Source organism: Chitinophaga sp. (genome assembly GCF_039596155.1).
Lineage (GTDB): Bacteria > Bacteroidota > Bacteroidia > Chitinophagales > Chitinophagaceae > Chitinophaga.
On record NZ_JBCNKF010000040.1, the window covers coordinates 1 to 20,501 of the forward strand.

Genomic DNA, 20,501 nt, shown 5'->3' on the forward strand with positions numbered 1-20,501 from the left:
CTTTTAAAATTTACCCACATGCAAGAGTTAAACATCGTAGAACTGGAAAACCGCGTAGAACTGGCGGCAGCTGCAGCAGCAATCGACATCACGATCAATTGCTAGTCCGGCAGGGTGCTATTCAAAAGAAATAGCCAATTGAACACCATTTTCAACCTTTTAAAATTTACCCACATGCAAGAGTTAAACATCGTAGAACTGGAAAATCGCGTAGAACTGGCGGCAGCTGCAGCAGCAATCGACATCACGATCAATTGCTAATCCGGCAGAGTGCTATTCAAAAGGAATAGCCAATTGAACACCATTTTCAACCTTTTAAAATTTACCCACATGCAAGAGTTAAACATCGTAGAACTGGAAAACCGCGTAGAACTGGCGGCAGCTGCAGCAGCAATCGACATTACGATCAATTGCTAATCCTGCAGGGCGCTATTCAGAAGGAATAGCCAATTGAACACCATTTTCAACCTTTTAAAATTTACCCACATGCAAGAGTTAAACATCGTAGAACTGGAAAACCGCGTAGAACTGGCGGCAGCTGCAGCAGCAATCGACATCACGATCAATTGCTAATCCGGCAGGGTGCTATTCAAAAAGAATAGCCAATTGAACACCATTTTCAACCTTTTAAAATTTACCCACATGCAAGAGTTAAACATCGTAGAACTGGAAAACCGCGTAGAACTGGCGGCAGCTGCAGCGGCAATCGACATCACGATCAATTGCTAATCCGGCAGAGTGCTATTCAAAAGAAATAGCCAATTGAACACCATTTTCAACCTTTTAAAATTTACCCACATGCAAGAGTTAAACATCGTAGAACTGGAAAGCCGCGTAGAACTGGCGGCAGCTGCAGCAGCAATCGACATCACGATCAATTGCTAATCCTGCAGGGCGCTATTCAGAAAGAGTAGCAAAATATCACCTCTATTTAACAACCAATTAAAACCTGATAACATGCAAGAAACAAATATCGTAGAACTGGAAAGCCGTATCGAACAGGCAGCAGCTTCCGTGATTGATTCTATCACAATCAACTGCTAATCACGGCAGCCTGTAACCACCGGCAGGAGCACGCGGAACCCTCAATTATAACAGTCTAAAATCGATTCATATGAAAAGATCAGATCCTTGTTATAAGTCATTACCCAAAGTTGGTGTTGGTGTATGTTACCCGGCAATATATGATCACTAATGATGGGCATTTGATAAAAATGCCCATCATTTAAAAACCCTTCAAATCAGTTGATATGAATACTCTGCAAACAGAAAATTCCTTGTTGAACTATGATTACACAATTACCAGTGCATCCAACAACGAATTTGTACTTTCCTACGAGGGCAGGTACTTTAAGATAGGCGAGTTCATGTATCAGATCTTAAGGGAAGGCCAGCAAGCCAAATACCTCGAAGACTTACAAGCCCGACTTGGTAATGTCAGCCTGGCCGGCCTGAAAGAGATAATCGACACGAAGATTCTGCCCATCTTCAAAACCACAGAAAGCAAAGCCAGTGCAGCGCCCGACGATGGATTCTGGTATAAGAAACAAGTTCTTTCCAGCAGGCAATCCACCACACTAGCCAAACCGTTATCTTTCCTGTTTGGCAAATCATTCTACTTCCTGTTCCTGTTACTGACAGGTGTGAACATTGCCCTCTATTCCCGCACGCACACCATCGTGGCCAACGATGATCTGCCACTGGGAACTGAGATCCTGACCTGGGTCGCCTCTTATTTTTCCCTTTTCTTCATCATGTTTGTGCATGAACTGGGACACACGGCCGCCGCCTATAAGTCAGGTATCAACGCACGAAGCATCGGCCTTGGCTTTTACACCATCATGCCCGCGATGTATACTGACCTGACAGATGTATGGACAGTATCCAAAAGCAACAGGATCAAAATTAACCTGGCAGGGATCTACATCCAGCTGATCATCAACCTCGGCCTTGTAGCAGCCTTGCATACGATAAGTAATGACTTTGCGCAAAGCTTTGTATGGAAGATCTACATCTTCAACAGTATCCTGATGGTGGCCAACCTTGTACCACTGCTGAAACTCGACGGCTACTGGGTACTATCAGACTTCCTGGGCGTGCCCAACCTGATACAGACATCCAATCAGCTCCTCCTGAATGCGGTCACTAAAAAGGACCCTTTCGAAGAAGAGAAGCCGCGCGATTATAGTGTCAAAAAGATCTTACTGATCGTATATACCCTCATTCGCGTATCGTTTATAGCATTCGTCACCTTCATGGCATTTGCCTTCATATATGCCTCCATATTGAAGACCATCGCACTGATCAGGTATATACCTTACTTAAGTTTTAATTTCGAGACGGCCATTGAAGTGCTCAAGCGCATAGTGACCATAGTGATCATATCACTGTTTACCCGGAAGTACAGGAAGCTATTTTCAAACGTCATATTAAAACGTGTAAAATGGTACAGAGCATAAATAAAAATGCGGATGAATGCCTGATATTCTTCAACCCCATGAGTTCAGACAGCCGCTTCTGGACAACCAATATCCCCAGGGAATTATTGGAGCGTTTTGAGGTCATCTTTTATGAATATCCAGGCTACAACAGGCCATTTATCAAGCTGGAAAATTTTAAGGAACTGGCCCGGTTTATCGACAAGGAAGTATTGGAAAACATTCATAAACCCATACACCTGGTTGGTTACAGTTATGGCGGTCTCCTGGTACAGCACCTGCTGAATCTGAATCGTCACAATATCAAGTCAGCCGTACTCATAGCCTGTGCGAACAGGATCCTGGCAAGAGATAAAGAGCTGTTGTCTGTACTGAAAAAAGTGAGTGATGTAGATATGTACCTGTTCTGTAGGGTGCTTAGTCTCTTCTCTCACGGATACGAAGACTTTAACAAGAATCCTTTGATCGGATTACAGAAGTTTTCAAACCTGAAACTCTCTATTCCTGATAAGGTGCCTATCATCCAGCAAATGAATCACATTATTCGTACCGCACGCATTGAGATTCAGAAGCAGCCTACCAGGACCATGCTGATATATGGATCAGAAGACAGGATGATCGATATGGACACATTGGATAGCTTACATGAATATTTGGAAAATCTGAGTTTTAAGAAGTTGACTGGCGAGGCACACATCATCGATCCGGCAAAAATGTTTCACCACATTCATCAATTCCTAAAAGAAGAGGAATATGCAATCTAAAAGTTTAAGGCTCGAAATATTCGAGGAAAGCAAACAGGAACTGAAAGTATCATTTGAAAAAAAGTGGGAAAGCCACAGTCTGCAGACGTTTCAGTTCCTGTCTGCCAACCTTTTCCGATGCTTTCCTGATATGCCGGAGTCTGCGCACAAGAAGGCCTACTTCGACATCCTTTCTTACAAAGTGCTACAGGGAGTAGACACCCAGTTTAGCTCAAATTTCAGTGGGTTGGATGATTTTAATGAGTTTAATTTTGAGGAGATTAAAAAGCACTTACCTGCGTTGTTTGTTTCTCATCATATAGGTTCTTATCGATCCGCCATCGCGTTCCTGGTGAAATATAATATCAATGTAGTGATGATGGTTGATCCATTGGCTTACAGGTATAGTTTGGAAAAGATGCAGCATCAGTTCCAACAGGTGAAAGATACTTTCAACTCTACTTCTGATTTTATCATATTTCCTTCAGACAAGGCGGACCTCACGTTGCAGATCATGGGGAAGGTAAAACAGGGCTATTCTGTACTGGCTTTTATGGACGGTAATTCAGGTGCGAACGGCTACCTCAATAGGGATAACAGTATGCAGATCCCATTTTTCGGACAGGAGATGTATGTAAGAACAGGTTTACCCACTTTATCATTCTATCTGAAGATTCCGATTATACCGATGTTATCCTACTATGATGACAACTTAACGCCCAGGTGGAATGTGTATGACCCCATTGTACCGCCCACGGGAGAGAGGAACCCGGCTGCATATGTAGCACAAAGTACCCGTTATCTGTATGGTATATTGGAGAATGCGCTGCAGCAATACCCTATGCAGTGGGAGGGCTGGATGTTTATGCACCGGTACCTGACTTTAGCACCTGTAGACGCGGGGATCCCGGATAGTCTTTCTAATATCGGGATTAATGATAAAGCAGGATTGTTCATGCTCGATGGCAGGTACTATATACTCAACAGAGAAAATTACAAACTAATGGAGCTGGAGGAAGAAGTCTTCCATTTGTTTAATAATAAAAACCGCGATGCTATTCTGGAACGTCCATTGGCAGATGTTCACTTGCTTTATAAAAACAGATTCTTAATTCATAACTAATCACCATGAAAAAAATATTCACAGCCATGTTGTTGTTGACAGCAGCTACGGGCTTCGCACAGCGGAATTGTTCTATCAAGGTCAATGTAAAAAATGTGCTGATCAATAAAGGAGATTTCTATTTTGCACTTTACAATAAGGAAGGTGACTTTATGAAGACGCCTTATTCAAAGATCAGGATACCGGCCAGCCGTGTGAAGAACGGTGTAATCTTTACGAAGTTGCCTGCAGGAGATTATGCAATAACTATCTTCCAGGATCTGAACAGCAATAAGACGCTTGATAAAGTAATGTCAGTGCCTGTAGAACCGTATGGTCTTTCGAACAATGTGCCCGCGTATCCGACTTATGCAAGTACTAAGTTTACAGTGACAGATCAGTCGTCTATTACTGTTAGCTTACGTAATTAGGACTTGTCAATATATTGATTTCTGGAAGTATAGTCCTGTCCAGTTAAATGTTAGCTTGTACAATTAGACATATCAACATATTGATTTATTATCGGCCGGGAGCGTACAGTTCACCCCTTGCTTCCTTACATATACTTACACTGATATTACTACTGCCGCTTCACTTTAGGGAAGGGGCAGTCAGGCTTTTAAGCCATATTAGACGGGTTAGTTATCCTCCACCCAGCAGCAATTCCTTTACCGTTTCATTACCCGGCAAATCGACCGCTACAGCTACTACTTTACCCCCGGCTGGCAGATGGGTTGCTTTATAATACCAGTTTACGCCATTCCTGCCTAAAACAGCTTTACCTCTTTCTAATTGCGTTCCAGTGGCATCAATTACCCTTACATCCACTTCTGCCACCCTGAATTCATCTTTCGCAGTCACGACTATCGTGGTGTCTTCCAGCTGGATCTGCTGTATTTCCGGTGAATTGTAGGCGTCTTTTACCGCCATGTTGTAGGCGTTCTGCCCGGAACCGGCTTTGGATTTATAATACGCTTTCACTTCGGGATCGGTCAATATGGCTGTGGCATAAGCAGCTGCGATCTTCATCTTTTCCCGCGCTAACAGCTGTTTTTGCGTTGGCTTTTTCTTTGACGGGCCGCGTTTTTTCGCCAGTATAATCTGGTCGTCCCTTTCGTAGATCGTGAATTGATTGCCGAGGGAACCCCGGACAAATTGGAGCAACATATTGCCTTTAACTAGTGCCATAATAGACAATTTTTAATGGGGTGAAAAACAATATTCAATTTTAAGAAATAGTAGTGATATATAGCACGTTTTCGATACAAAATGAGTATTAATACATCACTTATTTATCACTATAAGTACACTTCAATATCCAATCGATATTGAAGTGTACTTATAGTGTCCTTATAGTGTACTAATGATGATATGATAGCATAGATGGCGCGCACCGGAATGGGAAGCGCCTGTCCAGGTAAGTTCCAGCCTTATTTATATAGATTCCTTACCAAATTATGTAAGACGGGTACTTTATTATGCTCTTTCAATAGGGATGGACATGCATACTGAAAGAATGCTGTAATTGCCGGGGATGTTGATGCTACCTTGCCGCCATTAATCGTAATGATCCATGGGATATAAAAAGCATTCGGCTTAGAATAGCTGCATTGCACCGACAGTTGGTTGCCGGCTTCATTTTCCAGTGTTACGCTGATCCAATTGGTAGTCGTGCTAAAAAAATGATTCAAATCAGGGAGCAAATTGTTGAGTGTAATCGAGTCAATGGTCCTGATGCTATCGACAGTTACAAGGAGCTTATCGAAGTCGATATTGTTTCTGTGAAAGTAGAAGTCTGTTTTAGTCCCATCAGTAGTATTTTGATAGGCTTTTATATCTGCTTTACATTTTTGGTAATCTGCTTCTGAGAACTCCAGGTCTTTGATGACTGGACATCTGTTATATTTTAAACATACTTCTTTTACGAATTGTGCCACTTTCTCCCGGCTTAATTCTTCTTTTTCAGGTTTTAAACTGGTAGTGTGTTTTCCTCCCCACGAAGGATTATCAGCCAGTACAAAAACATCATGATCTGATTTGTAGACCAGGTTATCGGAATAGGAATGAAAACATCCGTTAGAGCCTTCTGAGAAGATCACAGTTGTTACCTGGTGCTGGATAAAACTGGTCAACAGGTCTTTTGTCGTCGTGACTGTTTGGGTCTGCTTCACAATATCGTAGTAATATAACGAATCAGGGGTGGTATAAACGACGGTGTTTTTATTAATTGAAATGTTTTCTGAAGTAGTCACTGTAAATGGCAAGGAAAAGGCATATTTCCATTTTTCTTTAGTCTGGATAAATATCATGTTGCCTTTTGCTCCATATATTTTATCAGTATTCAAAGTATAAATGTAGGAGGGCGCAATATCTTCGGTAGCTATCGTTTGCAGGGGATACTGTTGAAGGTGTCCTTTGGTATCTACTTTACAAATACCTGCATTGGCCAGTACGAACAGTTGCCCGTTCCGGGTGAATAGATCACTTATTCCTTTGATGGTTGCCGTAGTTTGTAACGGTTGTAATTGTTCATCAGTTTTTACAACCTGTTGGGAGGAGTTGATCAGGTATAAAGCAGTATTAGCTGCATCGCTACTAAATGATATGTAATCAGGCAGTAATTTCCAGTGGATGCTATCTTTTTTAGTGTAGAAAACCATGCCCTCTTCAATTACAAGGAGCAGGTCCTTATAAATGCACACTTTGTTTATCGTTGGCCGGCTACTCTTATCGGTTTTATTGTATGCCTGCTGGTCTAGTGGGGTAGGGATTTTCTCCCAGGAGTAGCAGTTATCTTTGGTATAGGCAATGGTGTTCCATACTGACCCGATCATTCCTTCATGTTGCTGATTAAAAAAGATCGTGTGATAGCGTTGTTTTGCATCATATACCGCCAGTTTTTTCCAGGTAAAGCCATAATCTTTTGAATAAACAACGCCTTCGCCGCCGATAGTCATCCAGGCTTCTCCATTGGGAAGGTTCCATGCACAGTCAGCCCAGCCTGAGGTGCCGAAGTCTACTTTGGACCAGCTTTTTCCGCCATTTTGTGTATGATAAATGATATTGTATTTGCGATCATTATAAATAAACCCTGATACGAAGCCGGTATCACGATTAAAAAAGTTAGCATTATCCAGTGTATTTGAGATGGGGGATGCAATCTGAGAGAAATGCCATAGCCCATTCAGCGAATCGGTCATGGCTACCTCCCCGGCTTTTGTACAGATGATCAATTGCTCATCTGGCAGCACATAGAGCTTTTGTGCAGAGCTCTGGAAACGCAGGGGGATTTGCTGTGCAATAATCTGGCAGGAGAGATGGATAAGCAGCAGGAGAACAATGAGGATCTTTTTCATATACAGCAGGTAGTTTTGTGGTATGATTCAATTTATAATGAAATTCCATAATTTGGAGAAGGTTGATGGAGGGAGTGGGGGCTATTTATATACCAGGAGGGGCAACTATTGGTAAAATAAAAAAGCCGGCAAATCTGCCAGTCATGGTAGGAAGATTTATCCTCCGGCTTTTTAATAATAGATTATTTGTTAATAATTTATTGACAATCAATATTATGAATCGATGAATATCAATCTGAGAGACGGCTTTCTATTAGTGCTTTACGTCAAATTCTAAATCAGCTAAAGGATTTACCTTTTTATCGGAATGAAAGTTAACTGATAATAAATTTTGACCGATTACTAAATACCTGACGAAAACTAAATCATTTGGCCTTTTTTCATCATAGTAAAACACATGTGAAAGTGCTGCAGGATGTGTTTCTATATAATAAACCCCTTTAAATTTATATCCGGCAATCTCCATGGGAATTTTCTTCAGATCTTCGGAATGGTTTTTTGTTTCGTTTATAAATCTGGAGGGCGGTTCGTTTCGATTAAAGGTTACAGTCAAGTCTCCATTCTCTTCTTCGTGACATTTAAAGTCTCCTGCTGGAGTTTCTTGGATAGGACGCCAATGAGCATGGCCGGAAGTGTCTCCCAGGTACAAAGCGATGTACTTTGCAGTGATATCCAACTTGCCTTTATTTTGGCAAGAGCCCATTAATGGTAGAACAATTAAGAATATTAACCAGATATTTTTCATCATAGAGAAGTTTCGTTTAATGTATGGCACGGCTTGCGATGGCCGTCGCATTATAAGTTACATTTGGATTTAATGGGTCATTATAAGGTCAAAAGCATGCATTATAATCAAGTTTCCACCTCGGAGTACATTTTGGGTTACAATTCATTTTTATTTTATTTAACCGCTCTTTTTCTTCCTTCATCAGAATATCCACAACTGTAAAAGAAAACAGCCAATTCCGGAGAAACCGAAATTGGCTGAAAATGTGTTTTTGTAGCCCGGACAAGAATCGAACTTGTATCTAAAGTTTAGGAAACTTCTATTCTATCCATTGAACTACCGGGCCGTCACTTCAGGAAAAACCCTCCTTTAGCGGAGTGCAAAAGTAAAGGATTTTTCCAAAATTCCTTCACACAATTAATTAATTATAGATTTTCTCAATCTGATCTGCATATTTCTGGGCTATCACCTTCCGCTTCACTTTCAGCGTACCCGACAGCTCTCCGTTTGCAATCGTCCATTCATGTGGCAGCAACTCAAACTTCTTTACCTGTTCTATGTGGCTGAAATAAGCATTGTACTTTTCTACTATCTGTTGAAAGAGTGTCTGGATCTCCGGCAACCGGCACAAGGCCTCGTGGTCACTGACCTGGATCCCTTTCTTCTGTGCCCAGCGTTCCAGCTGTGCGAACGATGGTACGATCAGCGCCCCGGTGAACTTCCTGTCTTCACCTACGACCATCATCTGCTCAATGAATACCGATTCCTTGAACTTGTTTTCGATAGGCTGGGGAGCAACAAATTTCCCCCCGGAGGTCTTGAACAGTTCCTTCTTGCGGTCTGTGATCTTCAGGTATTTATTATTCACCAGTACCCCGATATCTCCTGTATGAAACCAGCCATCTTTAATGGCTTCCGCAGTGAGGTCGGGGCGTTTATAATAGCCGATTGTCACGTTCGGGCCTTTGGCCAGGATTTCACCATCTTCGGCAATTTTCACTTCTACATTGTTGATCAGCGGGCCTACGGTACCAAACATGCGGTCTTTTTCTTCCGTACGGTTTACGCTGATCACGGGAGAGGTTTCAGTCAGTCCATACCCTTCCAGGATAGGTATTTGTGCAGCCGTGAATATCTTCAGTAATCTTACCTGGCAGGCAGCAGAGCCTACTACGATCACGTCAATGTTTCCACCCAGGGCTTCCCGCCATTTGTTGAATATCAGTTTGTTGGCAATAGACAGTTGCACTTTGTACCACCAGCTCTGTGCCTGGTTGATATCGAATTGCTTGCCCAGGTCCACGGCCCAGAAGAACAGTGCCCTTTTGATGCCTTTCAGTTCCAGTCCTTTGCCCATGATCCTTTCATACACTTTCTCCAGCAGCCGTGGTACGGTGGTAAAGATGCTGGGTTTTACTTCCCGCAGGTTATCTGCAATGGTGTCCAGGCTTTCCGCATAGTAAATGGGAACACCGGCGGTCATATAGATGTACGAGACAGTGCGTTCGAAGATGTGGTTCAGGGGCAGGAAGCTCAGTGCCTTGGCAGTAGAATTGACTGGCAGGCAGGGAATACAGGCATGTACATTGCTCATGATGTTTTCATGGGTCAGCATCACGCCTTTGGGAGTACCGGTAGTTCCTGATGTATAAATGATAGTTGCCAGTTGGGCAGGATCAATACTTTCTTTGATAGCAGCGATCTTTGGGAAGTCTGCCTCGTCGGCCATTGCAGGTATTTCTAACCAGTGCCTGGCATTGGGGACCTGGTTAAAAGAAAACACCTCTCTGAGGTGTGGCAGTTTGCCCCGGATGGCCGAGACCTTGTCGTAAAGGTCTTTGTCACTCACAAAAAGCAGGCTGGCGGCAGCATCATTCAGAATATATTCCAGGTCGTGCTCGCTTAAGGTTGGGTAAATGGGAGCCAGTACGGCGCCCGCCTGCTGGCAGGCCAGATCCGTTATGAGCCACTCTGGTCTGTTGGGCGATAAGATGGCTATCTTATCAACTCCTTCAGGCGTATGGTCTCCATTGCCAATACCTAATTTCAGCAAGCCAGCACTGAAGCGCAGTGTCAGATCGGCTACATCCTGTGTGCTATATTTTTTCCAGGCGTTGTTTTCTTTTCCTACCAGCATGTCAGCTTTGGGAAAGTGTGCCAGCTGGTATGCGATAATGTCGAATAATCTCCTTGGCTGATCAGTCATGTTGCTTTTGATTTATTACAGGCCTCTTTGTTCTTTCTCAGCTTGTAACTTCTCGTATTCTCTGAGGGTATCTCCAAAAGGGTCGCGATGGAATGCATTGAAGTATTGGAATGCAATAGCTAATCCCCATCCCAGACCAGGCCATACCGGCCATGGAGTGCCTCCGTAATAGTGCCCGGAAGTGGCATACCAGATAGCCCAGAAGAAGAGGTTCATAACGAGGTATACAATCAGGGAATTCTTAAAAGCAGTTCTGGATTTTGCAATCTTCCAGAGCCTTTCATCCCTCTGTTGTGTAGTTTCCATATGTTTCGTGGTTTAAGAGATAGGCGCGTATCTAAATATAGATATTTTTTTTGAATTATCCGGGAGGAGGTATTACAACCGTATGCGAGTGGTTGTATTGATACAGGGAACCCGAACACCGGGAAGCCTGCCTTACATAGCCGGCAGACCCATAGTTTTTTCAGGTACTATTCGAACAATTACAGGGGTACTTAGGTGTGAATTTTAAGCCTGCTGTTATCAGAAAGCAGGTAAAATGCAAAATGAGTCGCTGATCTTATGGCTGCAATAATATTTCAGCGGAAGAGATTAATTTTGGTTAGACAGCCAGACAGACTACGAACAACTTATAACTACCAGATCAGCGCATTACGACATTCCACGGAATTACACATAAACTTATTGACGATCATTACCTGCAACGATATTCAAAGATTGTGTCTTAATGGTTATTTAATTGATGAAACCCAGGGCGTTTTGTTTAATAATGCACTCACCAGTCCCTGGTGATATATTTATCTTTTATCAGCAGGGACCGGTGAGCTGGTTTTTACGCAACGTTATTGATGGGATTTCTCAACATCCGGCAATAGTCCTGTTAATAAACCTATCAATGGCAGATAGGCGCATAACTGGAATACATAATCTATGCCCTTGCTGTCTGCCAGGTTGCCCAGTACTGCAGATCCAATACCTCCCATGCCGAATGCAAGGCCGAAGAAAAGGCCGGCAATCATACCCACTTTTCCCGGTACTAACTCCTGTGCGTATACTAAAATAGCCGAGAAGGCTGAAGAGAGTATAACACCTATAAATATACTCAGTACACACGTCCACATCAGATTGGCATGTGGTAACAACAGTGAGAAAGGGGCGACACCGAGAATAGAGATCCAGATTACATATTTACGTCCGATGCGGTCGCCCAGTGGGCCGCCGAAGAAAGTACCTGCCGCCACTGCAAAGAGAAATACAAACAGGTAGATCTGCGAGGCCTGTACACTCACGTTGAACTTATGCATGAGATAGAAGGTGTAATAACTGGTCATGCCTGCCATGTAGAAATACTTGGAAAATATCAGTACCAGCAAGATGCTCAGCGCAAAAAGTACTTTCCCGTTTGACAATTGATTACCTGTATGTACCTGTACTTTTTTGGGTTTCAGGCGATGTGTATTCAGCTTATACCAGGAGCCGATATTGATCATTACCACGATAGCGAGAATAGCCAGTACAGAGAACCAGCTCAGGCTGGATTGTCCATGTGGTACGATGATCAGGGCTGCCAGCAATGGTCCGAGTGAGCTGCCGGCATTCCCACCCAGCTGAAAGAGTGATTGTGCCAGGCCATGCTGCCCGCCGGAAGCCATGTGTGCCAGCCGGCTGGATTCGGGGTGAAATACAGAAGAACCGACACCGACCAGGCCTACAGAGATCAATACAAAGTAGAAGTGATGTGCCTGCGAAAGGCAGACAAGGCCCAGCAACGTAAAGCCCATACCGATGATCAGGGAATAGGGTTGTGGTTTCTTGTCTGTATACAGACCTACCAGGGGTTGTAACAGGGAGGCGGTGAGCTGGTAAGTCAGGGTAATGTACCCTACCTGGCTGAAGTTGAGACGCAATGAGTCTTTTACAATCGGGTAAATAGCGGGGATCAGTGACTGGATAGCATCATTGATCAGGTGTGAGAAGCTGAGGGCCAATAAAACGGAGAATACGGTCCTCTCGGCAGCCTGTTGTACAGGCGCTTTGGCAGTGGCGATCTTTTCCATAAAATGTATCAGTGAAATAATAGGTAATACAATCCCTTGCTGCTTTCCGGCAGTGAAAAGCAGTTTCAATAGAAGTTGATATTACCGGTTGAAAATGACGGTATAAATACCGTTTTGTAAAAGTGACCGGATTGGCTGGATGCTGCGTCGATCAAGGCAACAATTAATAGCTATCGTTAACGCCGATCTGTAAAGATGGCCGGAACTACCAGATGAATGCTGCTCCATCTTCGCGATTGTTATCCACTGCGAATGCCGATCTGTAAAATTATCGAACCTTCAGGTGCAAAACCGATCAACAGTATTGATGAATAATTACCTACTCAACATGTAAGTTAATTGCTGTCATTGTGGTCAATGATCTTCTGTACACATTGCCATGCTTTCTGATCATCCTGCGCCACAATACTATTCAATAGATTTTTGTGCAGTTGCTGCGTATTCGTAAAAGTATCAGTTGTTTTAAATCGTTCCAGGAACGTGGCCTTCAGGTGCATGGCAACGGTTTTGTACAGATCCGTCAGGATGCTGTTGCCGGAAGCCTGTGCAATGGCAAGGTGAAAATCAATATCAGCCTCAATACAGGCAGCTACCTCATTGGCAGCGCCGTATTCCTTCCTCTTTTTCAGCGCTTCCTTCATCCGCTCTATGTCCTGATCAGTCCTGTTGAGCGCTGCTTTCTGTGCTATTTTCAGTTCCATCAGCTGTCTTACCTCGTCCAGGTCTTCAAACTGTGCGCGTTTTAGCCGCTGGGGGAGGGGTTCCACAATGCCTGTCTGCTCTTCGACAAAAGTGCCCAGACCCTGCTGTACTCTGAGTACCCCACTGTTTGCCAGGATGCGTACGGCTTCCCTGATGGTAGAACGACCTACCCCGAAGGTCTCCATAAGCGCCGGTTCGGTAGGTAATTTTTCCCCGGTTTTATAAGTTCCCAGGGAAATCTGTTCTTGTAGCCGCTGCGCAACCTCGTCTGCAAGGCTGTTTCGCTTAATTGGTAATAGCTGTTTATTCATCATATCATCTGATGATTCAAAGGTAGTAATTCCTTTTAAATCCTCACATCTTTTTTTATTTATCTTTGCGCCTCTTGTAATAGATTTGACAGATGAAAGCATTAAACTTATTTATTCGTTATAGGTTACCACTGGGTATCATTCTTTTGTTGGGCGGGATTGCGCTGGGTGTTTCGGTAGGTTGGTGGGAAGCCACTATTGTGCTGTTGCTGGCGGTGATCTGTCTGGTTACACATTTTATGTTTGGCCCGATGCGGTTGGTACAGGAAGCGGTTGAAGCTGGTGATATCGATGGTGCCATGGCGATGATGAATACGATTAAATTCCCTAAGCTGTTATATAAGCCAATCCAGTCTGTTTATTATTTTATGCAGAGTAACCTGGCCATGTACAATAAGGATCTGGACAAGGCGGAGGCGACTATTCGCCAGAGCATCAAGTCTGGTAGCCCGATGAAGGAATATGAGGGCATGCAGTATTTCCAGCTGGGTACCATTGCTTACCAGAAGAATGACCTGAAGGAAGCGGATTCAAACCTGAAGAAAGCGGTGAGAATGGGCCTGCCTGATAAGGAGAATACCGCTGCTGCGCTGCTAACGCTGGCATCAATTGCTATGAGCCGCAGGGATTTTAAGACTGCAAAGGACTTTTTCCGCAGGGCAAAGGCGCAGAAGCCGACGACTGCCCAGATCGTAAGCCAGATCAAGGAAATGGACAAATATATTTCCCGTATGCCTGGCTGATGCCGGCTATGGAACTTTGAAAAGGGTGCTCCGGTGGGGGGCACCCTTTTTTATTGGACGCAATTCTTACTACTTTCAGGGATATCACCAGCGCATTCCCCTCTGCCAGGCATTTTCATTCCTGAAATAGTACCCCACTTCCCGCCCTTACGACAATCTTTAATAGCCAATTAAATATTACATTTGCAGGAAATACGAACCCTGCATGTTTCATTTTGACCAGATCTTAGCCATCACCTTTACACTATTTGCTGTAATTGATATTGTTGGTTCCATACCTGTTCTCATTTCCATGAAAGAAAAACTCGGACATATTGACTCGGGCAAGGCTACTTTGGCTTCCGGTGTACTGATGATCCTTTTCCTTTATGTAGGTGAGCCGTTCCTGAAATTATTAAGTGTAGATGTTCACTCTTTTGCCGTAGCAGGGTCGATTGTGATCTTTGTGATCGGGTTGGAGATGATCCTGGGCGTGGAGTTCTTTAAGAGTGAGAAGGATACTAAAACAGGGAGCCTGATTCCTATAGCATTCCCGCTGATCGCGGGTTCCGGTACTTTGACCACGATTATGTCACTGAAAGCGAACTTTGACCAGTGGAATATTTTTGCGGGTATTCTCATTAACCTGGTGATCATATATATAGTGCTTCGCTCTCTTTCCTTTATTGAAAGGATCCTGGGTAAAGCGGGGTTGATGGTGGTGCGTAAATTCTTCGGCGTCATCCTCCTGGCGATCGCAGTGAAGATATTTAAGAGCAATCTTAACCTGTAGTTTTTGTAATTGAGATATAAAACGTTAGTTTTGCCTTCCTTGCTCAAAGAGAGAAGGTGTTTTGGCCTCGTAGTACAATGGATAGTATAAGAGTTTCCGAAGCTCCAGATACAGGTTCGATTCCTGTCGAGGCTACAAAGGCCTGTAAGCAATTAGCTTACAGGCCTTTTTTCTAATGATCGGGTGGTACGGCTTAAAACGTATTTAAAAAATTCATATAAGCTTCCACACTCCCCTCTATCCGATCAGGGGTAGCAAAATATTCCAATCCATAAAAAGCGAAGAACGGGCGAAAATCAGCTTTTATGTACCTGAAAGTCAGTTCAAATGGTGCAGTGAGCTGCTGCATCGTGTACTTGTATTCGCCATCAGCACTATATTCTGCTTCATCAACACCCACGGATATAGCCAGTGTTACACGTTTGTCCTTCATCTTATACCCGCTTTGACTCCCGTATGCCCAACCATGAGTCAGCACTTCGTCCAGCCATTTTTTTAATAATGGCGGAGAACTAAACCAATAAAAAGGAAACTGGAAAACGATACGCTCATACTGTTCCATTAACATTTGTTCCTTTTGCACATCTATATTTCCTGATGGATATAATGCATACAGATCGTGTATTACATAATGATCTGGCCACTTACTTAATGCTTCTACCCATCTTTTATTCACTACCGACTCTTTCAGGTTCGGGTGAATCACAACAACCAGTACTTTTTCCATTTATCTTAGATTTTTAACCTCGGCAAAAATATCTAAGTTGCATAACTTGTAACTGCCTGCAACCTGCTGTTAGCAGCTAACACTCGTGTAAGTATGACCAAAATTAAACCGACATCAACACATGATGAAAACAAGCGTCTGCTGGAAGCAGAATGCCTGGAAATATATGCAGCTAACCAAATTAGTGGCCAATGGACCCTGGCAATTTGCAGCTTCCTGGCCACAGGTAAAATGCGCTTTGGCGAACTGAAGAAAAACCTGCAGACGATCACGGACCGTATGCTCACGCTGGAACTGAAGAAAATAGAAGAGAAAGGATTGATTACACGCAATGTGTACCCGGAAGTACCCGTAAGAGTAGAATATGAGTTGACAGCGCTGGGTATGGATTTATTACCTATCATCAGAGAGCTGGAAAAATGGGGCAAAAAGCATAAGGAGCACTTTGCGGCAAAAAACACATTACCGGCCCCGGCTATTGACAACCGGTATTAGTTATTATTGACGCCCGGCAATGCCAGTAGATTGAACAGTGGTGGTTCCAAATTTCCCCCTACATTTGTGCCGTATGTTCAAGCGTTTTATTTGTACTGCCATCCTCTTTTTGTCTGTACAATTACTTTGGGGCCAAAACTATCAATACCATACATTCAAAAACATCGCGATCGGGCCGGAAGCAACTACCATCAATGCTTTCGCCCAGGATAGTCTTGGCCTGATGTGGCTGGGCACCAACAATGGCCTCTATAGCTACGACGGCTTCTCTATACAACCCCACCTTGGCAACGACACTTCTCATAAAACCTTTGTCTACGATATCATCGTTATCAACAAAGAATTGATATGCCTGGCCATGGAAAATGGCATCTTCTTTTACAACTATCAGAAAGATCTATACGAACCCAACCCGGTACAGTTCCCCACCGACGTACGTACCCTGCTACTGGAAAACGATAACCTGTGGATAGGCTCGTTCAAAGGACTCTTTAAATATAATCTCACCCACAAAAAATTAGAAAGTGCCGCCTATAAAGGCCTTTCGAACCACACCATCTATTCCCTCACCCGCACCAGTGCCGGCGATATCTTTATTGGTACCTACAATGGGCTTTATTGTCTTTCTGCCGATAAATCACAGATCCGGCAAATCCCATTATCCGACCTCCATAAGCGCAGCAACCTCTTTGTGAATGCTTTGCTGGAAGACACCACCCGGAATATGGTTTGGGTAGGTACGGAAGGTGGCATCTATTATTATAATTTTACTACTGGTCAGGCCGTTAAATTGCCCATTCTCCAGGACCATTCTGTCAAGTCGCTGATGACTGATAGCAGGCATAACCTGCTGATAGGTACAGATGCCGGGTTCTATATTTATAACCCGGCTACTGAACAGTTGGAACATATCGTACATGATGCCCGTAATAAAGGCTCTATCGTTAACAATATTATCTGGAGCCTGTTTACCGACAAAGAAGCCAATGTATGGTTAGGAACTGATTACGGTATCTCCCTGCTGCAAAGCCAGAAGCGCCTGCAGGTGATCCCTATTTTTGAGATCACCCACGAAAAGGATGGTAACCGGTTCTATAATATCTATAAGGACAGTTTTGGTACCTATTGGCTGGGTGGTAATAATGGAATTATACGGTCATCTTCGCCCACAGGTACATCCGGCGCTGCTTCCGAAGGACGTGATCCCCTCTCTGCCTGGTATAAGATGGGAGATAAGACCCTGCCTATTTCACACAACCGCATCCGCGACATCTTTGAAGATAAAGACAGGAATGTATGGGTCGCTACCGATGGGGGGATCAACCGGTACAACCGGCAGACAAAGGCATTCGTCAATTACAATATTATCGACAGCTCCCAGACCCGCAATGCCAACTGGGCTTACAGTATACAGGAAGACGATCAGCAACGGCTATGGATTGCCACTTACCTTGGAGGCATCTTTGTAGTAGACAGATCCATGCTGACAGGCGTCGCTCACACGGCTTCAAAATCGCTGGTGGCTACTCCCGGAACAACAACCGGAAATTTGGTGCCTGGCTCAAACCAGACTGCCGGCCCACTGGTCGCTGCTTCCCACATCGCTGTCCACAACCTCGCCGCACACAACGGCCTCGCCGGCAATTCCGTGAATCAGCTCACCAAAGACCAGCAGGGCAATATCTGGGCACTGATCTATAACAGGGCGATACATAAGATCAATCCCCACACCTTCCAGGTGGAAACCGTAATTGATGCTTCAAAACACCCCTCTTATCTCATTTCCGACGACGCGGGGATTATCTGGATCGCCTGCCAGGGAAGTATTGTTCAAATAAAAAACGGCCAGGTCAGGTCCATTCCTTTTAAAGCCGACCAGGTTCTCAGCATGGAGCAGGTGGAAGGAAATATCTGGCTCTCCACCAGCGAAGGGATCTGGATGCTTGACAGAAATACGACCACCCTGCAGCGCTTTAACAGTAGTCAATCTGCTTTTACTGCTATGTACTACGACAAAGACCTGCACGAGGTATTGATGGGAGGCGCAGATGAACTGGCCATCGCGTCTCCGGCTACCCAACCTGCTACAGGCGCCGGGAACCGGTTGTACCTCACCGCCCTTTATATCAATGGTAAGTTATCAGCATCTATAAGATATAAGGATGAGATCCGCCTGAGCCACGAACAGAATAACCTGGCTTTTGCCGTTTCTGACCTGAACTACTCCGATCCCGAAGGGACTCGCTATGTATACCGCATCACCCAGATCGACGATGACTGGAATACTTTGCCACTCAATAACAACCTGGTTACGTATAATAATCTCAGCTACGGACACTATACCCTGTTGGTGAGCAAACTTGATGCATATGGAAAACCATCTGCCAGCCCGCTCAGCATGTCCATCACCATTGTTCCACCCTGGTATTACACCAACCTGGCCAAAGCGATCTATTGCCTGATCGTGGTCGGACTGGGAATTTGGGTGATCAATTTCTTCAGGGTAAGACACAACCTGAAGATTGAACGTATCGAAAAGCAAAAGACCGTAGAACTGACCAACCTGAAGATCAACTTCTTCACTGATATCTCTCATGAGCTAAAGACGCCCCTGAGCCTTATTCTGGCACCCGTCAGCCAGATGCTGGCGGAGACAAGAAGTCCGCTGAAGAAGAAGCAATTGGAAGGGATACAACAAAATGCACTGAAATTGAACGCTTTAATTCATAGGGTGTTGAAGTTCAACAGGGAAGATAGCAGTGCACTCTCTGCACTGGTAATGTCAAAGCTGGAACTGGTTGCATTTGCCCGTAAGCTCTATGAATCTTTTATTAACAAGCAGCTATCTTACTCCTTCACCTGCAACAGGGAGGAGATCTATATTGATACCGACATCATTAGAACAGAGGCCATCATCAGCAACCTGCTGTCCAATGCCAGTCGTTATACGCCTGATGGGGGAGCCATCCACCTGGATGTCAGGGACCAGGGGAATACGGTAACGATCAGCGTGACGGATACGGGTATCGGCATTCCCGCCGCCGATCTTCCCTATGTTTTTGAGCGGTTCTTCAAATCTTCTATTACAGCCAGAAACAAAGAAGGTTCCGGCATTGGCCTGTACCTGGTAAAGAGCTACACAGAACAGCTGGGCGGATACGTGAACATTGAGTCAACAGAAGGAGAGGGGACTACGGTCACCGTGACCCTGCCTGTTCCGGAAACCACACCCCTGTTCCACCCGGAACAACCCGGGCATACCGTACTGCCCGGTGAGCAGGAACCTACCGGTCAAATCATGCCACCTGCTGGGGGGAAAAAGATCCTCGTAGTAGACGACAACCAGGAAATAACTGAATTTCTCCAGCAGGCGCTCAGCGCCCGATACCAGGTGAAAGTGGCACACGACGGTAAAAAAGGAGAGTTCCTCAGCCTCGAATGGCAACCAGACCTGATTATTGTAGACGTGATGATGCCGGTGATGGACGGCCTGGAAATGAGCAAACGTCTCAGGAAACAGGTGATGACTGCGACCATCCCCATTATATTATTAACAGCAAAAGACGACAGGAAGACTGAACTGGATAGCATCGACCTCGGTGCCGATGCCTTCATGTCCAAACCTTTCGACATCAACATCCTGTTCTCCCGGATCGAACAACTCCTGAAGCGCCGGGAAGAAATGGAAAATCAGTTGAGGATTTCGTCTCTCACCGACCCTAAAGAAGAAAAAACCTTGTCACGGGATGAGCAATTCCTGTCCGACATCACCCAGATCATAGAAGAAAAAATGGATGACCCCCAGTTCAATGTGCAGGTGCTCAGCGAACTGAGTTTCACGAATTCCAAACAACTGTACCGAAAAATAAAGCAACTTACCAGCCTGACCCCGGTAGAATACATCCGCTCTATCCGGATGAAAAAAGCGGCCGTTCTACTCCAGCAGAATAAATTCTCCGTGGCTGAAGTTATGTACATGGTCGGATTTTCAGAGGCGTCTTATTTCTCGAAATGTTTCCAGGCAGAATTCGGACTTACTCCTTCTCAATTCATTAAGAATAATTTATAAATATTTATTGTCAATATTTATTCCCTTTGTCTGAATTTTATCCTATTATG

Annotated in this window: 20 protein-coding genes and 2 tRNA genes; 13 read left to right on the plus strand and 9 right to left on the minus strand. The window is 44.3% G+C overall.

Annotation, left to right across the window (positions count from 1 at the left end; translation table 11 throughout):
• Positions 1-138 precede the first annotated feature (138 nt).
• From ABDW33_RS27710 to ABDW33_RS27745, 8 genes are all read left to right on the plus strand, one after another.
• Positions 139-261, plus strand: a complete 123-nt coding sequence (locus ABDW33_RS27710; RefSeq protein WP_343689644.1) for a hypothetical protein — start codon at positions 139-141, stop codon at positions 259-261.
• 33 nt (positions 262-294) lie between these two features.
• Positions 295-417: a hypothetical protein gene (locus ABDW33_RS27715; RefSeq protein ID WP_343689644.1), complete on the plus strand. Its 123-nt coding sequence runs from the start codon at positions 295-297 to the stop codon at positions 415-417.
• A 189-nt stretch (positions 418-606) separates the two neighbouring features.
• Complete coding sequence (locus ABDW33_RS27720) at positions 607-729, plus strand: hypothetical protein (protein WP_343689644.1); 123 nt, start codon at positions 607-609, stop codon at positions 727-729.
• Between the two features lie 33 nt (positions 730-762).
• Positions 763-885, plus strand: a complete 123-nt coding sequence (locus ABDW33_RS27725) for a hypothetical protein (RefSeq protein WP_343693358.1) — start codon at positions 763-765, stop codon at positions 883-885.
• Positions 886-1,250: 365 nt separating this feature from the next.
• Positions 1,251-2,459: a M50 family metallopeptidase gene (locus ABDW33_RS27730; protein ID WP_343693359.1), complete on the plus strand. Its 1,209-nt coding sequence runs from the start codon at positions 1,251-1,253 to the stop codon at positions 2,457-2,459.
• The gene (locus tag ABDW33_RS27735) at positions 2,444-3,202 is read left to right on the plus strand and encodes an alpha/beta hydrolase (protein WP_343693360.1); all 759 of its coding nucleotides are present in this window, start codon (positions 2,444-2,446) and stop codon (positions 3,200-3,202) included. Before ABDW33_RS27730 ends, ABDW33_RS27735 begins: the two co-directional genes overlap by 16 nt.
• Positions 3,192-4,304 carry a hypothetical protein gene (locus ABDW33_RS27740; protein WP_343693361.1) on the plus strand — a complete coding sequence of 371 codons (1,113 nt, stop codon included), beginning with the start codon at positions 3,192-3,194 and terminating at the stop codon, positions 4,302-4,304. Before ABDW33_RS27735 ends, ABDW33_RS27740 begins: the two co-directional genes overlap by 11 nt.
• Positions 4,305-4,309: 5 nt before the next feature.
• Positions 4,310-4,714, plus strand: coding sequence for a DUF2141 domain-containing protein (locus ABDW33_RS27745; RefSeq protein ID WP_343693362.1), 405 nt, complete (start codon positions 4,310-4,312; stop codon positions 4,712-4,714).
• A 211-nt stretch (positions 4,715-4,925) separates the two neighbouring features.
• Here the strand turns inward: ABDW33_RS27745 and ABDW33_RS27750 are convergent, their stop codons facing one another.
• The 8 genes from ABDW33_RS27750 to ABDW33_RS27785 form a co-directional block, all read right to left on the minus strand.
• Positions 4,926-5,471 (minus strand): hypothetical protein, encoded by a 546-nt coding sequence (locus tag ABDW33_RS27750; RefSeq protein ID WP_343693363.1) that lies wholly within the window; start codon positions 5,469-5,471, stop codon positions 4,926-4,928.
• 242 nt (positions 5,472-5,713) lie between these two features.
• Positions 5,714-7,639 carry a hypothetical protein gene (locus tag ABDW33_RS27755; protein ID WP_343693364.1) on the minus strand — a complete coding sequence of 642 codons (1,926 nt, stop codon included), beginning with the start codon at positions 7,637-7,639 and terminating at the stop codon, positions 5,714-5,716.
• A 253-nt stretch (positions 7,640-7,892) separates the two neighbouring features.
• Positions 7,893-8,387, minus strand: coding sequence for a hypothetical protein (locus ABDW33_RS27760; protein ID WP_343693365.1), 495 nt, complete (start codon positions 8,385-8,387; stop codon positions 7,893-7,895).
• Positions 8,388-8,640: 253 nt separating this feature from the next.
• Positions 8,641-8,712, minus strand: a tRNA-Arg gene (locus ABDW33_RS27765).
• A 75-nt stretch (positions 8,713-8,787) separates the two neighbouring features.
• The gene (locus tag ABDW33_RS27770) at positions 8,788-10,572 is read right to left on the minus strand and encodes a long-chain fatty acid--CoA ligase (protein ID WP_343693366.1); all 1,785 of its coding nucleotides are present in this window, start codon (positions 10,570-10,572) and stop codon (positions 8,788-8,790) included.
• Positions 10,573-10,587: 15 nt separating this feature from the next.
• Positions 10,588-10,878, minus strand: a complete 291-nt coding sequence (locus ABDW33_RS27775) for a 2TM domain-containing protein (RefSeq protein ID WP_146970882.1) — start codon at positions 10,876-10,878, stop codon at positions 10,588-10,590.
• A gap of 539 nt (positions 10,879-11,417) precedes the next feature.
• Positions 11,418-12,701 carry an MFS transporter gene (locus tag ABDW33_RS27780; protein ID WP_343693367.1) on the minus strand — a complete coding sequence of 428 codons (1,284 nt, stop codon included), beginning with the start codon at positions 12,699-12,701 and terminating at the stop codon, positions 11,418-11,420.
• Between the two features lie 266 nt (positions 12,702-12,967).
• Entirely contained in the window at positions 12,968-13,648 is a 681-nt protein-coding gene (locus ABDW33_RS27785; protein ID WP_343693368.1) for a FadR/GntR family transcriptional regulator, read from the minus strand.
• A gap of 89 nt (positions 13,649-13,737) precedes the next feature.
• Here ABDW33_RS27785 and ABDW33_RS27790 point away from each other — a divergent pair, with 89 nt between their 5' ends.
• From ABDW33_RS27790 to ABDW33_RS27800, 3 genes are all read left to right on the plus strand, one after another.
• Positions 13,738-14,388, plus strand: a complete 651-nt coding sequence (locus ABDW33_RS27790; protein WP_343693369.1) for a hypothetical protein — start codon at positions 13,738-13,740, stop codon at positions 14,386-14,388.
• 205 nt (positions 14,389-14,593) lie between these two features.
• Complete coding sequence (locus ABDW33_RS27795; protein ID WP_343693370.1) at positions 14,594-15,160, plus strand: MarC family protein; 567 nt, start codon at positions 14,594-14,596, stop codon at positions 15,158-15,160.
• Between the two features lie 63 nt (positions 15,161-15,223).
• Positions 15,224-15,295: transfer RNA gene (locus tag ABDW33_RS27800), tRNA-Arg, on the plus strand.
• A gap of 58 nt (positions 15,296-15,353) precedes the next feature.
• Here ABDW33_RS27800 and ABDW33_RS27805 read toward each other — a convergent pair.
• Positions 15,354-15,887, minus strand: coding sequence for an NAD(P)H-dependent oxidoreductase (locus tag ABDW33_RS27805; protein ID WP_343693371.1), 534 nt, complete (start codon positions 15,885-15,887; stop codon positions 15,354-15,356).
• A gap of 93 nt (positions 15,888-15,980) precedes the next feature.
• Here ABDW33_RS27805 and ABDW33_RS27810 point away from each other — a divergent pair, with 93 nt between their 5' ends.
• Entirely contained in the window at positions 15,981-16,382 is a 402-nt protein-coding gene (locus ABDW33_RS27810; RefSeq protein WP_343693372.1) for a helix-turn-helix domain-containing protein, read from the plus strand.
• Positions 16,383-16,455: 73 nt separating this feature from the next.
• On the plus strand, positions 16,456-20,451 hold the full coding sequence (locus ABDW33_RS27815; RefSeq protein WP_343693373.1) for a two-component regulator propeller domain-containing protein: 3,996 nt from the start codon (positions 16,456-16,458) through the stop codon (positions 20,449-20,451).
• The last annotated feature ends 50 nt before the right edge of the window (positions 20,452-20,501 follow it).

Coding starts and splice junctions, on each gene's coding strand:
- ABDW33_RS27735 (WP_343693360.1), top strand. CDS start 2,444: ATGGTACAGAGCATAAATAAAAATGCGGATGAATGCCTGATATTCTTC.
- ABDW33_RS27760 (WP_343693365.1), bottom strand. CDS start 8,387: ATGATGAAAAATATCTGGTTAATATTCTTAATTGTTCTACCATTAATG.
- ABDW33_RS27775 (WP_146970882.1), bottom strand. CDS start 10,878: ATGGAAACTACACAACAGAGGGATGAAAGGCTCTGGAAGATTGCAAAA.
- ABDW33_RS27755 (WP_343693364.1), bottom strand. CDS start 7,639: ATGAAAAAGATCCTCATTGTTCTCCTGCTGCTTATCCATCTCTCCTGC.
- ABDW33_RS27815 (WP_343693373.1), top strand. CDS start 16,456: ATGTTCAAGCGTTTTATTTGTACTGCCATCCTCTTTTTGTCTGTACAA.
- ABDW33_RS27770 (WP_343693366.1), bottom strand. CDS start 10,572: ATGACTGATCAGCCAAGGAGATTATTCGACATTATCGCATACCAGCTG.
- ABDW33_RS27795 (WP_343693370.1), top strand. CDS start 14,594: ATGTTTCATTTTGACCAGATCTTAGCCATCACCTTTACACTATTTGCT.
- ABDW33_RS27730 (WP_343693359.1), top strand. CDS start 1,251: ATGAATACTCTGCAAACAGAAAATTCCTTGTTGAACTATGATTACACA.
- ABDW33_RS27740 (WP_343693361.1), top strand. CDS start 3,192: ATGCAATCTAAAAGTTTAAGGCTCGAAATATTCGAGGAAAGCAAACAG.
- ABDW33_RS27790 (WP_343693369.1), top strand. CDS start 13,738: ATGAAAGCATTAAACTTATTTATTCGTTATAGGTTACCACTGGGTATC.
- ABDW33_RS27745 (WP_343693362.1), top strand. CDS start 4,310: ATGAAAAAAATATTCACAGCCATGTTGTTGTTGACAGCAGCTACGGGC.
- ABDW33_RS27805 (WP_343693371.1), bottom strand. CDS start 15,887: ATGGAAAAAGTACTGGTTGTTGTGATTCACCCGAACCTGAAAGAGTCG.
- ABDW33_RS27750 (WP_343693363.1), bottom strand. CDS start 5,471: ATGGCACTAGTTAAAGGCAATATGTTGCTCCAATTTGTCCGGGGTTCC.
- ABDW33_RS27810 (WP_343693372.1), top strand. CDS start 15,981: ATGACCAAAATTAAACCGACATCAACACATGATGAAAACAAGCGTCTG.
- ABDW33_RS27785 (WP_343693368.1), bottom strand. CDS start 13,648: ATGATGAATAAACAGCTATTACCAATTAAGCGAAACAGCCTTGCAGAC.